Origin of the sequence: Tropicimonas sp., from assembly GCF_047971885.1 — a bacterium.
Lineage (GTDB): Bacteria > Pseudomonadota > Alphaproteobacteria > Rhodobacterales > Rhodobacteraceae > Tropicimonas.
In genome coordinates this window covers 23,256-38,528 of record NZ_JBKEAE010000164.1, presented here as the reverse complement: position 1 = coordinate 38,528, position 15,273 = coordinate 23,256, and the positions used below count along the sequence as shown (strand labels likewise).

At 65.5% G+C, this 15,273-nt stretch carries 11 protein-coding genes and 1 tRNA gene; 5 read left to right on the top strand and 7 right to left on the bottom strand.

The features are described 5' to 3' along the window. Positions 1-2: 2 nt before the first annotated feature. Positions 3-2,762 (bottom strand): TRAP transporter permease, encoded by a 2,760-nt coding sequence (locus ACK5IR_RS13955; protein WP_416929783.1) that lies wholly within the window; start codon positions 2,760-2,762, stop codon positions 3-5. A 122-nt stretch (positions 2,763-2,884) separates the two neighbouring features. After that, a complete protein-coding gene (locus ACK5IR_RS13950; protein WP_416929782.1) occupies positions 2,885-3,847 on the bottom strand; it encodes a TAXI family TRAP transporter solute-binding subunit in 963 nt (320 codons plus the stop codon). A gap of 669 nt (positions 3,848-4,516) precedes the next feature. On the opposite strand from ACK5IR_RS13950, the gene ACK5IR_RS13945 reads away from it, so the two are divergent. Together ACK5IR_RS13945 and ACK5IR_RS13940 are read left to right on the top strand one after the other, a co-directional pair. Continuing rightward, a complete protein-coding gene (locus tag ACK5IR_RS13945; protein ID WP_416929781.1) occupies positions 4,517-5,845 on the top strand; it encodes an aspartate aminotransferase family protein in 1,329 nt (442 codons plus the stop codon). A 41-nt stretch (positions 5,846-5,886) separates the two neighbouring features. Next, on the top strand, positions 5,887-7,365 hold the full coding sequence (locus ACK5IR_RS13940) for an NAD-dependent succinate-semialdehyde dehydrogenase (RefSeq protein ID WP_416929780.1): 1,479 nt from the start codon (positions 5,887-5,889) through the stop codon (positions 7,363-7,365). A 36-nt stretch (positions 7,366-7,401) separates the two neighbouring features. On the opposite strand, the gene ACK5IR_RS13935 is transcribed toward ACK5IR_RS13940, so the two are convergent. After that, a complete protein-coding gene (locus ACK5IR_RS13935; RefSeq protein ID WP_416929779.1) occupies positions 7,402-8,667 on the bottom strand; it encodes a hypothetical protein in 1,266 nt (421 codons plus the stop codon). A 182-nt stretch (positions 8,668-8,849) separates the two neighbouring features. On the opposite strand from ACK5IR_RS13935, the gene ACK5IR_RS13930 reads away from it, so the two are divergent. The 3 genes from ACK5IR_RS13930 (at position 8,850) to ACK5IR_RS13920 (ending at position 11,864) form a co-directional block, all read left to right on the top strand. Beyond that, a tRNA-Gly gene (locus tag ACK5IR_RS13930) sits at positions 8,850-8,923 on the top strand. Between the two features lie 339 nt (positions 8,924-9,262). Further along, positions 9,263-10,330: an OmpA family protein gene (locus ACK5IR_RS13925; protein ID WP_416929778.1), complete on the top strand. Its 1,068-nt coding sequence runs from the start codon at positions 9,263-9,265 to the stop codon at positions 10,328-10,330. A 4-nt stretch (positions 10,331-10,334) separates the two neighbouring features. Then, entirely contained in the window at positions 10,335-11,864 is a 1,530-nt protein-coding gene (locus ACK5IR_RS13920) for a caspase family protein (protein ID WP_416929777.1), read from the top strand. Positions 11,865-12,174: 310 nt separating this feature from the next. Here ACK5IR_RS13920 and ACK5IR_RS13915 read toward each other — a convergent pair whose 3' ends face one another. Genes ACK5IR_RS13915 through ACK5IR_RS13900 form a run of 4 tightly spaced genes read right to left on the bottom strand, consistent with a single transcriptional unit; the run spans position 12,175 to position 15,271 of the window. Beyond that, positions 12,175-13,797 carry a DUF4384 domain-containing protein gene (locus ACK5IR_RS13915; protein ID WP_416929776.1) on the bottom strand — a complete coding sequence of 541 codons (1,623 nt, stop codon included), beginning with the start codon at positions 13,795-13,797 and terminating at the stop codon, positions 12,175-12,177. Continuing rightward, positions 13,794-14,201: an ExbD/TolR family protein gene (locus ACK5IR_RS13910; RefSeq protein WP_416929775.1), complete on the bottom strand. Its 408-nt coding sequence runs from the start codon at positions 14,199-14,201 to the stop codon at positions 13,794-13,796. Before ACK5IR_RS13910 ends, ACK5IR_RS13915 begins: the two co-directional genes overlap by 4 nt. After that, positions 14,198-14,623 carry an ExbD/TolR family protein gene (locus ACK5IR_RS13905; protein ID WP_416929774.1) on the bottom strand — a complete coding sequence of 142 codons (426 nt, stop codon included), beginning with the start codon at positions 14,621-14,623 and terminating at the stop codon, positions 14,198-14,200. Before ACK5IR_RS13905 ends, ACK5IR_RS13910 begins: the two co-directional genes overlap by 4 nt. A gap of 27 nt (positions 14,624-14,650) precedes the next feature. After that, on the bottom strand, positions 14,651-15,271 hold the full coding sequence (locus ACK5IR_RS13900) for a MotA/TolQ/ExbB proton channel family protein (RefSeq protein ID WP_416929773.1): 621 nt from the start codon (positions 15,269-15,271) through the stop codon (positions 14,651-14,653). Positions 15,272-15,273 lie beyond the last annotated feature (2 nt).

Below are 15,273 nucleotides of genomic sequence, written 5' to 3'. Positions count from 1 at the left end.
TGTTAGGCAGCCGCTGCCTGCGGTGTTATCCGGCGGCGCTGCATCATGACGACGAAACCCAATACGACCAACGTTGGAATGTACATCAGATACTTGGACGGCTGGCTGACCGGCACCAGAACCGCGACGATTTCCTGATCCCAGTCGAGCCCCGCCTTCTGTGCCGGGCTGTCGAAGGCAACATCGTCGATCATCACCTTGCCGTCGGATTCGACATAGGTGATGCCGGTGGCGGCAAGCCGGTCGGCGCCGGTCGCACCCTCGGGCACCGGTAGAAGTGCGGTGAAGGTGATCGCATCGCCCACATTGTTCACGCCGTTCACCGTCAGGCGGATGTCCTGTCCGGCGGGGGTGTCTTGCAGCGCCTGTTCAAGCTGGGCGGGGGGCATTGCCTCGAACGGGGGCGATACCATATCCATCCAGAATCCGGGGCGGAAGAAGGTGAAGGCGATCAGTAGCAGCAGGACCGACTCATAGAACCTGTTGCGGGTCAGGAACCAGCCCTGGGTTGCCGCCGCGAACAGCAGCATCGCGACTGTTGCCACGACAAAGACGAATATGCCGTGCAGCCAGTCCACGTTGATCAGCAGCAGGTCGGTGTTGAAGATGAACAGGAACGGCAGCGCGGCGGTGCGCAGCGAATAGAAGAACGCCACCACCCCGGTTCGGATCGGATCGCCCCCGGAGACGGCCGCCGCCGCGAACGAGGCCAGCCCGACCGGCGGCGTCACGTCGGCCATGATCCCGAAGTAGAAGACGAACAGATGCACTGCGATCAGCGGAACGATCAGCCCGTTCTGCTGGCCCAGCGTCACGATGACCGGGGCGAGCAGGGCCGAGACCACGATGTAGTTCGCCGTCGTCGGCAGCCCCATCCCGAGGATGAGCGACAGCACGGCGGTCAGCATCAGGATGGCGAGGATGTTGCCGCGCGACAGAACCTCGACCACATCGGCGAGCGCCGAGCCGACGCCGGTCTGGCTGACGGCGCCGACGATGATGCCCGCCGTCGTGGTGGCGATACCAATGCCGATCATGTTGCGCGCGCCGGCTTCGAGCCCCTCGACCAGTTCGCGGACCCCGCGCGAGGCGGCGGCGGCAGGGTCGCCGTTACCGCGGAAGATGGCTTCGAGCGGACGCTGGGTGAGCAGGATGAAGATCATGAACGCCGCCGCCCAGAACGCCGACAGGCCGGGCGACAGGCGGTCGACCATCAGCGACCAGACCAGCACCACCACCGGCAGCAGGAAATGCAGACCCGAACGGATGGTCGGGCCGGGCAGCGGCAGCTTGGTGATCGGGGCGTTGGGGTCGTCCAGCTTGAGCGGCTTCTCGCGGCAGGCGATATAGAGAAGCCCGACATAGGTTGCGCTCAGCAGGGCGAAAATGACATAGCCGGCCGCATCGCCGAACACCGGGCGGATCCAGCCCATGCCGAAATAGACGGCGAAGGACAGGGCGCAGATCGCGGCGATGGTGAAGGCGAGCGAGATTAGCCAGGCAACCAGCGGCTTGGGCTCGTAGGCGCGCGGCAGGCCCTGCATGTTGGCCTTCATCGCTTCGAGATGAACGATATAGACAAGCGCGATATAGGAGATCACCGCCGGCACGAAGGCGTGCTTGACCACGTCGAAATACGGGATGCCCACATATTCGACCATCAGGAACGCGGCGGCGCCCATCACCGGCGGCATGATCTGGCCGTTGACCGAGGATGCCACCTCGACTGCGCCGGCCTTTTCGGCCGAAAAGCCGACACGCTTCATCAGCGGAATTGTGAAGGTGCCGGTCGTGACGACGTTGGCGATCGACGAGCCTGAAATCAGACCGGTCATCGCGGACGAGACAACGGCGGCCTTGGCCGGCCCGCCGCGCATGTGCCCCATCAGCGAAAAGGCGACCTGAATGAAGTAATTCCCGGCTCCCGCCTTGTCGAGCAGCGAGCCGAACAGGACGAAAAGGAAGACGAAGGAGGTGGACACGCCGAGTGCGATGCCAAAGACACCCTCGGTGGTGATCCACTGGTGGTTGACCACTTCGGCAAGCGAATTGCCCTTGTGCGCGATGATTCCCGGCATCACCGGGCCGAGGAACGTATAGGCGAGGAACACGGTGGCGACGATCATCAGCGCCGGTCCGAGCGCCCGGCGCGTCGCCTCGAGCAACACGAGCAGGCCGATCACCGAGATGACGTAATCCTGCATGATCGGCGCACCGACACGGCCGGCGATCTCGTTATAGAAGAAGTAGAGATAGAGCGACGATGCCGCCCCGGCGATGGCCAGCGCCCATTCCCACGGGGGAATGCGGTTCTTGGGCGACCCGAGCAACACCGCCACGATGATGGCGAGGCCGATGATCGGAATCCACCAGACGGGCGTGCCGGCCTTGGCGCCGTAGATGAACAGCAGGCAGAGCAGCGCCGGAACCGTGATGGCAAGCGTCAGTTCGAACCGGGTGCGCGACGCCGGATAGGCGGCATAGGCGAGAAAAAGCGCAAAGGCGAGGTGGATGGAGCGCGCCTCGGTATCGTTGAACACCCCGAAGCCGATCATGAAGGGCAGGGGGCTGGCGATCCAGAGTTGGAACAGCGACCAGACGATCGCGAGCGTCGTGATGAACTTCGCCACCGGCAGCGATGGCGTTCTGCCCCCGGTATCGGAGGACGCAACCAGTTCGTCGATTTCGGCCTGGCTCAGCCCGCCATGTCCTGCGGCTGCCTGTTCGACCGCAGCGGCTTCGAATTGTTCGTCATTCTTCACGGCATTGTCCCCGTTCGCCCATTGCCGGGGTGCGCCACGAGCGCCCCCTAGACGCTGTTCTTGTTCGTTGGGTGCGGCCCCGAGCCCGGGGCGCGGGGCCGCAGTGAATTAGCCGGCGCGGCTTACTGGATCCAGCCCCGCTCGCGATAGTAGCGCTCTGCACCGGGGTGCAGCGGCGCGCTGTTGCCCGACGAGACCATGTCCTCTTCCTTGAGGTTGGCAAAGGCAGGATGCAGGCCCTTGAAGCGGTCGAAGTTGTCGAACACGGCCTTGACGACCTCGTAGATCACATCGTCGGGCACGTCGGCCGAGGTGACGAAGGTTGCCTTCACGCCGAAGGTGTCGACGTCGGCATCGGTGCCCTTGTACATGCCGCCGGGGATGATCGCCTTGGCATAATAGGAATTGTCGGCGACCAGCTTGTCGATGGCTTCGCCGGTGACCGGGAGGATCCGGGCGTCGACCGTCGAGGTCGCTTCCTGAATCGAACCGTTCGGGTGGCCGACGGTATAGATGATGGCATCCACCTTGTTGTCGCCGAGCGCGGCCGATTGTTCGGCAGGCTTGAGTTCGGAGGCGAGGGCGAAATCGCCCATCGACCTGCCCATCGCGTCCAGCACCACTTCCATCGTGGCGCGCTGGCCCGAGCCGGGGTTACCGACGTTCACGCGCTTGCCGAACAGGTCGTCAAAGCTCTCGGCGCCGCTGTCGGTGCGGGCGACGACGGTGAAGGGCTCGCCATGAACCGAGAACACGGCGCGCAGCTTTTCGACCGGCTTGCCCTCGTATTCCGAAGAGCCGTTATAGGCATGGAACTGCCAGTCGGACTGGGCCACGCCCATGTCCATGTCGCCGGCGGCGATGGCGTTGATGTTGGCGATGGAACCGCCGGTCGACGGCGCGGTGCATTTCAGCCCGTGTTCGGCTTCGCCACGGTTGACCAGCCGGCAGATCGACTGCCCGACCACATAATAGACGCCGGTCTGGCCGCCGGTTCCGATGGTGATGAATCGCTCCTGCGCCGCGACGCCGGTGGCCATCAGGGCCAGTGCGGCGGTCGCTGCGGTGATCCTTAGTGTTTTCATGTCATGCTCCCTGGTTGCAATATGCGCATGCGTTGCCTGCGAAACGCGAGATCGCAGGTTCTGTGCCGGTTGAGGCTAGCACCTTGTTCAATCGAGGCAACCGGGAATCCGATGCCACGCCGCGCCCCGGCCGGGGGAATGGCGCCGCTGCAAGCCAGAAATACGGTGCTTTTGCGCAGCATTACATGATTTCCCTGCGGATTCCGGCGACCCGGCCCAAAGCCGGGTCCGGCCGGCGCGATCAGTCGAGAGGGGCGGATACGATCTACATTTTCCGTGAGATCCGGAGCGGGATTGACGCAGAGTGCTGCTACTTTTTATAGAACCTGAAGAATCGCGCGTAGATAATTGGAATAAAATAGTTTTGCACAGTCGGCATGCCGAAGATTCCGCACCTTGCGCCTGTTTTTTCCGGGGATGATTCGCCTGAACGGCGGGCGACGAGCGGAAATTTTGCACAAATTTTGGGCACTCGCGGCCGCATGCGCGCCTGAATCGAAAGCTCCGTTAGGTAATTATGCGCCGGGCGCATAGGTTTCGCGGTTTTCCCGGTGGATTGCGTGCGGGCGGTTGCAGGGGCGCGGCGCCTCGGGTTTGTCCGTCGGCGAATTGGGTGCTAGGCAGGCCGGAAAGACGGAGCGCGCAGGTTCCGTATACGGAGGAAGCCAAGTGTCTCATATCTTTCCGCGACACACCCGCCAGGCGCCGCCCGTCGCGGTGGGCGGTGAGGGTTGCTACCTGATTGACGCCTCTGGCAGGCGCTATCTCGACGCGTCGGGCGGGGCGGCCGTTTCCTGCCTCGGGCATGGCGACCGGGAGGTCGTGACGGCGATCAAGGATCAGCTTGACCGGCTGGCGTTTGCCCATACCGGCTTTTTCACCTCTCGACCGGCCGAGGAACTGGCCGATCTGCTGATCGCCAACGCGCCGGGCCGGCTCGACAGGGTTTACCTCGTCTCGGGCGGGTCCGAGGCGACGGAGGCGGCGATAAAGCTTGCCCGCCAGTACTGGGTCGAAAAGGGCGAACCGCAGCGGGGCCGGCTGATCGCCCGCAAGCAGAGCTATCACGGCAATACCATCGGCGCGCTCAGCGCGGGCGGCAACGAATGGCGGCGTGCGCAGTTCGGCCCGCTTCTGCTCGACGTCAGCCATATCGACCCCTGCTACGAATACCGCCTGCGGCGCGCGGGCGAGAGCCCCGAGGAATACGGCCGCCGCGCGGCGGATGCGCTGGAGGCGGAAATCCTGCGGCTTGGCCCCGAAACCGTCATGGCCTTCATGGCCGAACCGGTTGTCGGCGCGACCGCTGGCGCGCTGGTTCCTGCGCCGGGGTATTTCCGGCGCATCCGCGAGATCTGCGACCGTTACGGCGTGCTGCTGATACTTGACGAGGTGATGTGCGGCATGGGCCGGACGGGCACGCTGTTCGCCTGCGAGCAGGACGGGGTGGAACCCGATATCGCCTGCATCGCCAAGGGGCTTGGCGCCGGCTATCAGCCGATCGGTGCCATGCTGTGCAGCGATACGATCTATGACACCATCGTCGCCGGATCGGGCTTTTTCCAGCACGGGCACACCTATATCGGCCATCCTGTCGCGGCGGCGGCGGGGCGGGCCGTTGTGGGGGCGATTCTCGGGCGCAACCTGCTGCCGCAGGTGCGCGCGCGGGGCGATGCGCTTGCCAGCCGGCTGGACGACCGCTTCGGGCAGCATCCGAACGTGGGCGACCTGCGCGGGCGCGGGCTGTTTCGCGGCATCGAACTGGTGCGCGACCGCGAAAGCAAGATACCCTTCGATCCGGCGGCCGGTCTGGCGGGCAGGATCAAGAAGGCCGCCTTCGAGGCCGGGCTGATCTGCTATCCGATGTCGGGCACGATCGATGGAAAGCACGGCGACCATGTGCTGCTGGCGCCGCCCTTCATCATCGAAGACGGCCAGCTGGACGAACTGGTCGACAAGCTGGATGTCGCGATCGCGGTGGCGCTTGCGACGGTCTAGCGCGCGACCGCCGGAATACAACCATTGGGGAAGGATGACCGATGTTCGACAAACCCACCCAACTGCGAAGCCTTCTGAAAGACCCCGATCTGCTTGCGACGCGGGCCTATGTCGCCGGCGAATGGTGCGACGCCGACGATGGTGCGACCTTCGCCGTGACCAACCCGGCACGCGGCGATGTGATCGCCGAGGTTGCCGACCTTTCGCGGCGCGAGACCGCGCGCGCCATCGACGCGGCATTTGCGGCGCAAAAGGACTGGGCCAGCTGGACGGGAAAGGAACGCGCGGCGGTGCTGCGGCGCTGGTTCGAACTCATGGTCGAAAATGCCGACGATCTGGCGACCATCCTGACCGCCGAGCAGGGCAAGCCGCTGGCCGAGGCGCGCGGTGAAATCCTCTATGGCGCCAGCTTCATCGAATGGTTCGCCGAAGAGGCACGGCGCGTCTATGGCGAGACGATCCCCGGCCATCAGCGCGACAAGCGCCTGACGGTGATCCGCCAGCCCATCGGCGTTGCCGCCTCGATCACGCCGTGGAATTTTCCCAACGCGATGATCACCCGCAAGGTCGGCCCGGCGCTGGCGGTCGGCTGCGCGTTTGTTGCGCGGCCCGCGGCCGAAACGCCGCTTTCGGCGCTGGCGCTGGGGGTTCTGGCCGATCGGGCGGGTATCCCCCGGGGGGTGCTCTCGATTATTCCCTCGTCGCGATCCTCGGATATCGGCAGGGAATTCTGCGAGAACCCGATGGTCCGCAAGCTGACCTTCACCGGTTCGACCGAGGTCGGGCGCATCCTGCTGCGGCAAGCCGCCGACCAGGTGATGAAATGCTCGATGGAACTGGGGGGCAACGCGCCCTTCATCGTTTTCGACGACGCCGATCTTGATGCGGCGGTCGAGGGCGCGATGATCTCGAAATACCGCAACAACGGGCAGACCTGCGTCTGCGCCAACCGCATCTACGTTCAGGCCGGGGTCTACGACGCCTTTGCCGAAAAGCTCGCCGCCGCGGTGTCGGAGCTGAAGGTCGGCGACGGGCTGGAAACGCAGGCGACGCTCGGCCCGCTGATCAACGAGGCGGCGGTCGCGAAGGTCGAGGAACATATCGCCGACGCGGTGTCGAAAGGCGCCACCATCATCGCTGGCGGCAAGCGCGACCCGCAGGGCGGAACCTTCTTCGAGCCGACCATCCTGACCGGGGCGACGGGCGAGATGGCGTTCTCCCGCGAGGAGACTTTCGCCCCGAGGGCGCCGCTCTTCCGCTTCGAGACTGTCGACGACGTGATCGCGATGGCCAACGATACTATCTTTGGCCTTGCCGCCTATTTCTATGCCCGCGACATCGGGCGGGTCACCCGGGTGGCCGAGGCGCTGGAATACGGCATGGTCGGGGTCAACACCGGCCTGATCTCGACCGAGGTGGCGCCCTTCGGCGGGGTCAAGCAATCGGGCCTCGGGCGCGAGGGCAGCCATCACGGGATCGAGGAATTCCTCGAGATGAAGTATATCTGCGTTTCGGTCTGACGCGCAGGCCGATGCAGTGCGTCCGCCATGCCCGGATCACGCCCCGGACTGGCGGAAGAGCCATTCGCGGATGCCCGCTATCTCATAGGCGACCCGCCAGGTATTGAAGTGATTGGGGCCGGGGCCGTCCTCCTGCCCGGGAAGGATGACGGTGCCCGGCTTGAAGGTTGCATAGAGGATCGGAGCGCCTTCGGCGGCCAGGCTGTCGGCCTGGGCCGAAAGCTCGCCAGTTGTGTCGCGCGCGTCCCAGCGCGCCGTGGCGATTTCCGCGCCTTCGCCCCTGAGCACCTGCATGATCGCGTTCTGGCCGGGAAACGCCTTCACGTCGCCCTCGCTGACCAGAACCCACATCTTCTGCGTGGCCAGCGGCCCGCATTTCCCTGCCGCCCACTGGCAGGCCACAAGGTAGGATGCGGCGAAGAACCCCGGATACCTGATGCCGATGGCGATAGACAGCATGCCACCGCCGGATTGCCCGGTGGTATACAGGCGCGTCCGGTCGAGCGAAAACTCTCCGGCCAGCGACAGGACCAGATCGACCATCACATCGGCATAGGGCGAATCGTCGGATTCGTCGTTGACGACCTGATCTGCGAACTGCGGTGCCAGCACGAAGCAGGGGCGCACCGCCTGTTCCTCGGGCCGAACCCAGACAACCGCGCCCAGCCCCTGACAGAGCGTCATCAGCGGATTGTCCGAGCTCACGCCGGCATCGTGCATGAAATTGACCAGCGGATAGGAGCGGCCGGGATCGTAGTCGCGCGGGATGAACAGGTTATAGGGCAGGGTGATTCCCGTCGGCGGATGCGTATAGCTGCGCTGTTCGAACGCATCGACCAGCGGATCGGTTGCACCTGCCGTTTCGACCGGGCCACCGGGTGCAATCTCGTGCCCGTCGGCTGCCCGCAACGGAGCGGTTTGCGTGACCGTCGCCTGCGCGGCGGTCAGGGTGGCTCCGCCTTTCAACGCGGCATAGGTTGCCGCACCTCTATCCCCCGGGTCGAGTTCGACAATCACGAACGCCCCGTCGGCACCATCCGGCGCCGGTTCGGGCGAGGGTCGGGCATAGGCCCGCATCACCGTGCGTCCGTCGACCGCGAAATCGCCGGCGGCAACCGATGCGTTTGCGACCGGCCGGTCGTATGCGATCGCAACTGCCGTCAGGCGCTGCCCGGTACCGAAGACCTGGGTGATTGCCGTCGCCGACAAGACATGCGCCGCCATGTCTTCCGCGATGGCCATGCGTATCCGCCCGACTGAGACCGCGCCGCCGCCCGCGATCAGGAAATGCCGCCTGTTCATTCAAAGTCCCCTGCTTGGCTGAACCCGCCAACCCCTTGAACGACGGGTCGCACGCTTTCCGTCGTTGCGCGTCCGCACCGTGCCGTTTGCCTGTCCGTCTGGCGCACCCGGCAAAATAGCCCGCGCGCGGCGGGCTTTTGCCGTTGCAGCAAGCCGCAGGGAAAGCTAAAGAGACGGGTGTCGCGGGTATAGCTTAATGGTAAAGCCCCTGCCTTCCAAGCAGGCTATGTCGGTTCGATTCCGTCTACCCGCTCCATGCTCACATATCCGGATTGTCGCGCCGAGCGGACCGGTGACAAGTCGCGTGGGCGCGCTCACCAAGGTGTGACCATGCCGCGAACATGGCGGGATTGTAAGCGGGCAGCCATTGCTATAGTGGCTTTCCGTTCCATATTCATGTCTTGTTCCATTGCCGCCTTTCTGTGTTAACATGGCTTGAACAGGCGCCGGGTGCTGTCGCGGATAAGACGCGGCGGCCGGCGGGCCGGATGTGGCGTCCGCACGTGTTGGTGTGCGGGGTGTGTGTTTCTCGTGTGTTCGGATGAGTTTGTGAACGTCGCGACACGTGTGCGCCGGCTGGCGCGGAGGCACAATCATGTTCTGGTCGGGTTCGGAATCCCGAAAGATCGCATATGCCCTGGGTCTTGGCGCGCTGGTCTCGGCTGTGCCGGGCGCAGGGGTATTCGCCGGTCCGTTCGATGGCGGCTGGGCGCTGCAACCGGCGGCCTCGACGCTTGCGTTCCAGTCGATCAAGGGCGGCACGCAGGTTGAATCGAGCGGGTTCGCCGCGCTTTCGGGTGCGATAGACGAGAAAGGCGCGGCCAGTGTTACCGTCCATCTCGAATCGATCGACACCAGGATCGACCTGCGAAACGTGCGGATGAGATTTCTTTTCTTCGAAACCTTCCTCTACCCCGACGCCACGATCTCGGTTCAGGTCGACCCGGCAAGCATTGCCGACCTTCCGCAGGTCAGGCGCAAGGTCGTACCGGTGAGCTACACGCTCGAACTGCATGGTATTGCCAGGACCTCGCAGGCGGAGGTTGCGGTGACGCTGCTGAACGACGACCTGATTTCGGTCTCGTCGACCACGCCGGTTACGGTTCCGGTGGCCGATTTCGGCCTGAGCAAGGGGCTGCGGAAGCTGGAGGAGACAGCCGGGCTGGAAATCGTTCCGTCCGCTTCGGTCAGTTTCGATTTCTCGTTCGCGCGCAACGTACCTGGCGCGGCGGCGGTTGCGGTACCCGCTTCCGCCGAGCCGTCGCTGGCGATGGAGCCCACGGGCGATTTCGGGCGAGAGGAGTGTATAGCCCGCTTCGATGCGCTTTCCGATCTGGATGGCGTTTTCTTCACCTCGGGGAGCGCCTGGCTCGACCCGAAAAGCACGCCGGTGCTCGACGAACTGGTTGGGATCATAACGCGCTGCAAGGGCATGGTGATCGAGATTGCCGGACATACCGACAACGTGGGTTCCAGCAGCGCCAACCTGCACCTGTCGGACCACCGTGCCGTAGCTGTGGCGGACTACCTGATAAAACACGGAATTGACGCAAAAAGGATAACGACCCGGGGGTATGGCGAAAGCCACCCCGTGGCGACCAACGACACGGACGAGGGACGCAGCCGGAACCGGCGTATCGAATTCACGGTCGTGGACGGATGAGGTAATGATGACCGGAGGACATATCCTGCAACGCCTTTGCGCCGCCCTGCTGGGCACCGCGATGCTGCTGCTTGCACATCCCGGCGCGGTGCGGGCCGAGCCGCGTATTGCGCTGGTGGTGGGTAATCAGGATTACGAAAACACGACGGTGCTGGAAAACCCGGTGTCCGACGCGAAGCTCATCGCCGGAAAACTGGCCCGGCAGGGGTTTGCGGTGACCCTTTTGACCGATGGCGACGAGTCGGCGATGCATGTGGCGATCGCCGATTTCGGACGGCAGTTGCGAAGCGCCGGGCCCGAGGCGGTCGGGCTTTTCTACTATGCCGGCCATGCGGTGCAGTCTTTCGGTTCCAACTATCTGCTGCCGGTCGATGTCAGGCTGACCGATGCCGCCGATCTCGGGCTGGATGCGATACGGGCCGATGCGGTGCTGCTGCAAATGGCCTCGGCCCGGAACTATACCAATATCGTCATCCTCGATGCGTGCCGGAACAACCCGTTCATCAACATGCGCGGTATCGACAATCACGGACTTGCCGAGATGTCGGCACCGACCGGGACCTTCATGGCATATTCGACCGCGCCGGGAAGCGTCGCGCTCGACGGCAGCGGCACCAACAGCCCGTTTTCGACGGCCCTGGCCGATGCCATCGATCAGCCTGGCCTGCCGCTCGAACAGGCGATCAAGATGGTCCGGAGCCGGGTTCTGGACGAGACGAACGGCCGGCAGACGCCGTGGAACGCCTCCTCGCTCACCCGGGATTTCTATTTCGCGCCGTCGCGCCCTGAAAGCCCCGAGGCGGTTGCGTCACGGAAATTCTTCGAATCCATCAAGGAAAGCGGCGATCCGGTGCAGATCGTGCTGTTCCTGCGAACCTATCCGGACAGCGAGCATTTCGACGAAGCGCGCCGGCTTCTCACCCAAGCGCTGGATGGCCCGCCCGGACGCGAAACGACCGAGGCGCCGTCGGCACCGCCCGCATCGGTGACCGCGCCGCCGCCGCCGGGCCCGGCGGGCACGCATCCCGGCCCGTCCGAGCGCGAGGAAGCGATGATCGGCAGGGCCTATGCCTCGGGCGAGGTCACCGATTACGAGGCCTATCTCGAAGCCTTTCCGGACGGCACCTTTGCCGAACTCGCCCGGGCGGAAATACAGGTGAGGCTCGACGAAGCGAAAGCGGCGACCGGGCGGGTTGATTCCGCCACCTCGGGCGAGACAACCCAGATGGCGACCGTCGAACCCGGGGTCCTGTTCGACAGGCCGCTGACCCGGGGCGGGATCGAGATCGAGGGGCGTTCGCTGATGGAACTGATTGGCGGAACCCCGCTCTATCCGCCGATCCCGGGCCTGCCGGACGAGGTGTGGAAGGGGCGCCATTGCACCACCTGCCATGTCTGGAGCCGCGAGGCCTTGTGCAGCGAGGCCACCAGCTACATCGTGGCCGCCGGCACCCGGTCGCTCATCGGTCTTCATCCCTATGGTGGCGGATTCAAGGATAACCTGCGCGAATGGGCCAGGGGCGGCTGCCGGTAACCATTGCAGGCAGCGTTGAAGAATGCCTTGCATTGGCCTTGCGAAAGGCGGCATCGAGCCCTTCCTGTTCTGGCAGAGCAAGACACCCGGGCACGGAACAAGGCCGAAGGCCGCCGCGCCAGCGCATGGCCGTTCCCGCGGCCAGGCGCTTTGGTGACGACCGTACAACGTTCGTATTGCGGTCGGATGTGGCTGGCATAAAGCACTTCGTTCTACCGTCAGGAGCGCCTGTCCACGGCCATGCGCTGGTGCGGCTTGCGCTCCCGTCCGAACGACAGCTTCGTCCAGCATACCTCTCTTTCGCGAACGCTCAGTCCGTATGACCGCCGGTTTGACCGGGGCGCGTGGAGACGAGGAAATAGACCCATTCACCCTTGAACCCGGGGTGGGTGCGCCGTGCCCCGGCAATGCGCTGCTTCAGGAAGTCGAGATAGGGGCCCGCCGGTTCGCCGATCGGGCGCAACCCTTCATAAAGCGGATCGGAGGCCGCAAAGGCGACGACGATCTCCTGCCCGAAAGGTGGCCCGATGGTCAGGTCGAGCGCCGGCCGTTCACCGGTTGACCGGCCGGGGCTGAGCGTGCTTCGTGCCGGGCTGATTGCCAGCGGTACGATGGCGTTGGGTTGCAGGTGCAGAACCTGTCCCTGCGCGTCGAAGTAATCGACATAGACGAATGCGTCGTAGTCGGGCGCCGTCAGATCCATTTCCAGCCGCTGCCCCGAGACATAGCGAAATTCGCGCACGTGGGAATCCTGCCCCACGATGCGAGGGTTGGTGATCTGGTCGGTCGATTGCGGCAGGCCGGCATTGGCGATGCCGGTCAGCACCGCGCATTGCGGGCGCGGCAGGATTTGCAACCTGTCGGCAACCGGGATCGAGGTGCCGATCTCGGCCCTGAGGCGGGCCATCAGCGGTGTCCGTATCCCGCTTTCCGGGATGTGCCCGCGCAACTCCAGCGTTCCGCTTTCCGGGTCGAAAACGGTTTGCAGACGCGCGCAGGGAACCGATGCCAATGCCGCCGTCAGACCGTCGCGCACCGTGCCGCCGGCGCGCAGATCGCCGGGGCGCATGAAGCTTTCGATGGCCGCCAGCGACAGCGGATCGGAGACGATCGTGTCCGCACCGCTCCACGCCAGTGTTGCGGCCACGGGCAGTGCAGCGGGCGGCACGCCGCTGACGGCCGCTGCCCTGTCCGCCGTGGCGGCCGATGCCAGACGCGCCGCCGCCGGCCGCTCTTCACGGCCCGGCACCGCGCTGATGGCTTCGGGCGGCGCCGTCCTGCCCGCAGGCGGCAGATCGTCGGGGCGGGTCGGGGAGGGGGCAAGGGCGGCAGCTTCCCGCCCGCGATCTGCGATGACGGGCAGGGTGACCTGTGTCGGGCTGTCGATCCCTGCGGCGGGTTGGCCTGCGATCTGCGCCGGCGAAGCGATCCGCCCGGCAGGCGCCTTTGCCGCAGGCAGGGCCTCCGCCGCGACGGCCAGTCCGGCGAGGGAGGTTTTTGCCGGCGGCGCAATCGCCGGCAGCCTGCCGGATGCGGGCAGAATGTCGTTCTGGCGCATCGCCGGCGCAGGGGTTGCGACCAGTGTTTCGCCAGGTGCGGCGGCGCTTTTCATCACCTGCGCCGTGGCCGTGCTTGCGTGGGCAAGGCGCCGGGCATCGGGCCGGGCGGGTCGGGCGGTGGAGGTGCGGATGGTACCCCGCGCGATGGGGCGTCCGGCCGTTCCCGATGGCTCCTGCGGGGTTGTTTCCGGTGCTGTTTCCTCCGCCGTCTCCTGCCGCACCGCGTGTGCCGCCACCTCGATTGCGCTGCGCGGCAGCTTTTGCGGGTGCAGGTCATCGGGCTGCAACAGCAAGGCGAGCAGCGCGAGAAACGCCGCGTGGGCGCCCAGCGAAACCGCGCCGGCCAGCGGCAGGCGAAGGGGCGCGGCGCTCATCGTGTTTCGCCCGGCGTGACCACCAGCACGATATCGTTCGCCCCCAGCGCCTCGATGCGCGCGATCAGCGGAAGCAATTCCGACATTGCGGAATCGCGGTGCGCGTTGACGCGGACAAGCGTGTCGGGCCGGCTCCGCAAGGTTTCGGCCAGCGTGTCGAGAAGGGCGCCGCTGCCGGTCCGGCTTCCGTTCAGCGCCAGTACTCCGTCGGACGACAACGAAACCGTCGTACCGCCACCGGGCATGATCGAGCCGGTGGACGAGGTTGCGGGGGTCACCTCGAACGGTGCCGTCGCATCCATCCGGCCGACCAGCATGGAAAAGACCAGCAGGAAGAACACCACGTCGATCAGCGCGATGATCGGTTCGGGCCGGTCGCGTCTGCGTGGGCGGGCAAGCTTCACGGGCCGCCCTCCAGCCGCACGATCCTGAGGCGCCGGATTCCGGCGGCGGTGGCGGTGTCGAGCAGGGATACCAGTGCCTGCGTATGGGCGCGGCCCGAGGGCAGCACGATAACCTGCGCATCGGGCGAGGCGCCGGCGAAGGCGGCAAGCGCATCGCGCAGATCGGCGGAGGAGAGGACGCGCCCGCGAATGTGGGGTCGCCCCGCCGCGTCGAGCCGGATCAGCAGCGGCGCGGCGGCGGCGCCCTCGCTGGCGACGGATGCGGAGAGCGGCGGGGAGCCACCGCCCCGCGCGAGCGGAATCATCCGCAGGTTAAGGTAGGTCGAGGTCACCATGAAGAACACCAGCATGATCATCAGCACATCGATCATCGCGACGAGCGATATCGGCGAACTTCCACTATCCGCGTGTTTCAGGCGCATACTGCCCTTTCCGTTCCCCCTTGCGTTTCAGTGCCGTTGCCGGTCGACCGCAATCAGCCGGCCAACCGCGCGTTCCATCGCCGTGGTGATCCGGTCGACCCGCGAGGCGAAAAGGCTGGCCGCGATTGCCGCCGGAATGGCGACGACAAGCCCCGCCGCCGTGGTCAGCAGCGCCTGCCAGATGCCCGCCGCCAGCAGTGAGGCATTTGCCGCCCCCTCGGCCAGTGCAAGCTCCTGGAAGGCGTGGATCATGCCCAGCACGGTGCCGAGCAGCCCCAGCAGCGGACTGATCATGGCGATCAGTTCGAGCGTGCGAATATGGCGGCTCAGCACCTCGACCTCGCTGTTGCCGCGCCATTCGAGTTCGGTATCGAGCGCACCGCCCTGATGGCCGGCCCTGAGCCCGGACATCGCAGCCAGCAGCATCCGGTCCACCGGGGAACCGCCGCCTTCGACGGCTTTCATTGCGCCGACGCGATCGCCCCGGGACCACAGCGCATAGGCTGCCTCGCGCTGCCGGTCGCCCGACAGCGTGCCGCGGAACTGAAGCAGCTTCATCACGATCAGCGTCAGGGAAAAAAGCGAAATGACGATCAGCACCCCGACGATGGGGCCGCCGCGTGTCAGCGTGGAGAGCAGCGCCTCCATGG